3 protein-coding genes are annotated in these 2,532 nt (G+C 74.6%); 2 read left to right on the top strand and 1 reads right to left on the bottom strand.

The features are described 5' to 3' along the window. On the top strand, positions 1 to 621 hold a 621-nt coding region (locus E1J50_RS25900; protein WP_132257115.1), incomplete at its 5' end, for a GlxA family transcriptional regulator. Between the two features lie 28 nt (positions 622 to 649). On the opposite strand, the gene E1J50_RS25895 is transcribed toward E1J50_RS25900, so the two are convergent. Further along, positions 650 to 1,690 carry an alpha/beta fold hydrolase gene (locus E1J50_RS25895; RefSeq protein WP_245516766.1) on the bottom strand — a complete coding sequence of 347 codons (1,041 nt, stop codon included), beginning with the start codon at positions 1,688 to 1,690 and terminating at the stop codon, positions 650 to 652. A 245-nt stretch (positions 1,691 to 1,935) separates the two neighbouring features. Between E1J50_RS25895 and E1J50_RS25890 the strand changes: the two genes are divergently transcribed. Further along, positions 1,936 to 2,532, top strand: a 597-nt coding sequence (locus tag E1J50_RS25890) for a GntR family transcriptional regulator (RefSeq protein WP_132257111.1), incomplete at its 3' end; no start/stop codon positions are given.

Here is a 2,532-nt window from a genome sequence, read left to right as displayed (position 1 = left end):
GACGGCCGCACGGCCACCACGCACTGGGCCCATGCCCGCGACCTTCAGGAACGCTTCCCCCTCGCCCGCGTCGACGACGACCGCATCTTCGCCTCCGACGGCACTGTCTGGACCTCGGCGGGGATGAGCGCGGCGATCGACCTGACCCTGGCCCTGATCGAGGACGACCACAGCGCGGCTCTGTCGCGCGCGGTGGCGCGCAAGCTCGTCGTCTATCACCGCCGCCCGGGCGGGCAGTCGCAATTCTCGGCCCTCCTCGAATTGGAGCCCCGCTCGGACCGCGTCCGCCGCGCGCTGCTCTACGCCAAGGAGCACCTGCGCAACCCGCTCACCGTGGAGGAGCTCGCGGAGGCCGCCAGCCTCAGCCCGCGCCAGTTCAGCCGCCTCTTCCGGGAGGAGACCGGCCAGTCGCCGGCCAAGGGCGTCGAGCGGCTGCGGCTCGAAGCGGCGCAGGTCATGCTCGAGGAGGGGCGCCACACGATGGACGTCGTCGCCCGGGACACGGGCTTTGCCGACCGCGACCGGATGCGCCGCGCCTTCCTGCGCTTCTTCGGCCAGCCGCCCCAGAGCCTGCGCCGCAGCCTGCGCCTGATCGAGGGCGGCGCGGCCTCCGCCGCGTGAGGCGGATCGTCCGGGCGGGCCGCCCGGCTCAGAGCCAGTGCAGGCTCTTGGCCCGCGCGGCCATCACGGCGTCCACCGCCCGCCCGATCTTGGCGCGGGCCGCGTAGTGGATCATGTGCCCCTGCCCGGGCAGGATCGTCAGCGTGCTGCCCGCGACCGCCCCATGCAGGCGCTGCGACTGCTCGGCGGGATCGACGACCGCGTCCGCGTCGCCGCTGAGGATCGCGACCGGCAGCCGCAGATCGGCGTAATGGTCCTGCAGCAGGGCGACCGCCGCGTTCATGGTGGCGGTGTCCTCCGCGCTGGCGCGAGCCTGCGTCGGGTGGACCGAGATCCCGACCGGGAAGCGGGCCTTGAACCGGGCGGGCACGGCCTGCGGCTTGAAGACGTGGCGGAAGACGTGCGGCGCGAGCAGATGGCCGATCGTGCTGGGCATCAGGGAGCGGACGGCGTCGCCCACCCCCGGTATGGCCAGGGGCGTGATCATCGCCACGTCGGCGCGCCGCGCCGGATAGTAGAACCCGGACAGGAGGACGAGGCCGCGCAGGTCCCGCCCCGACCGCGTCGCGAGGGCCAGCGAGACGATGGTGCCCCAGGAATGGCCGAGGATGACGGGATTGCGCACGTTGAGCTGATCGAGCACGCGCTCGACGAGCCGCGCCTGGGCGGCGGCCGTCCAGATCCGGTGGCGCGGCCGCTCCGTGTGGCCGAAGCCGGGCCGGTCGATCGCGATGACCCGGTAGCGTTCGGCGAGCTGGTCGAGGAGCCCGCTGATGGCGAAATCCTCCGCCATCGTCCCGTTGCCGTGGATCAGCACCACGGGGCGCCCCCGGCCCCGCGCGATGTAGTGGACGCGCAGGCCGTCGATCTCGACGAAGCGGCCCGGCGCCCGGCCCGGGGCCGCCTCCCGCGGCGGCTTCACCGTCTTCCGGGCCTCGCGGAGCGTCTTCTGCCCCTGGCGGGACGCGGCCTCGCCGAACTGGACGGTCGCCTTCAGGATCGAGGCGAGGCCGGAGGAGAGCCGGCGCACCGCGCGCCGGGAGGCTCGCCTGCGAACGAGTGGGGACACGGCGGGGGCTCCGGGGATGAGGGCTCGGCCCGGTTGGAGCAGGTCAGTGCGGCGGAAGCGCGACGATCCGGCCCGGCGGGGCCTGCCCGTCCGGGCCGAGCCCCGCATGCGGCTTCGAACTTGCCTCCGTACGGTCTAGCTTTCCTCTCCCGTCCGTGCCTGTACGGCGGTGCGCCCCTCCTCCGGCCGCCCAGCGGGCCTCGCCGGCGGGAGGATGGTGCGGTCGCGGCCGGGGCAGGTCCTGCATGAACGATGAGAGACGACGCGACGCGACGGACCGGGTCGGCGCGATCTGCCGGTCGCTCCGGCGCGCCATCGTGGAGCGGGCGCTGGCGCCGGGCGACCGGCTGCCCGAGGATGCGCTGGGCGAACGCTTCGGCGTCAGCCGCACCATCGCCCGCCAAGCCCTCGGCCAGCTCGCCGCCGAGGGGCTGGTCGAGCTGCGCCGCAACCGGATCGCGGTCGTGGCGACGCCGAGCTGGGAGGAGGCGCGGGACGCCTTCGACGTCCGGATCGGGCTCGAGCGCCTCGTCGTGGCCCGCTTGGCCGGGCGCCTCGGCGCCGAGCAGATGGCGACCCTCGACGCCCATATCGCGGGCGAGGAGGCGGCGGCGGGCGGCCCGGAGGCGACCTCGATCCGCCTCGCGACCGAGTTCCACCTCCTGCTCGCGGAGATGACGGGCAGCGCCGTGCTCCGGCGCTACGTGGCCGAGCTCGGCTATCGCTGCGCGCTTATCCTGTCCCTCTACGCCCGCCCGCACTCGTCGGATTGCGCGGTGAGCGAGCACCGGGCCATCGTCGCCGCGCTGGCGGAGGGCGACGCCGCGCGGGCGGGCGCGCTG

Source organism: Methylobacterium segetis (assembly GCF_004348265.1).
In the GTDB taxonomy this organism is placed as follows: domain Bacteria; phylum Pseudomonadota; class Alphaproteobacteria; order Rhizobiales; family Beijerinckiaceae; genus Methylobacterium; species Methylobacterium segetis.
This window is presented reverse-complemented; position numbering and strand designations above follow the sequence as displayed.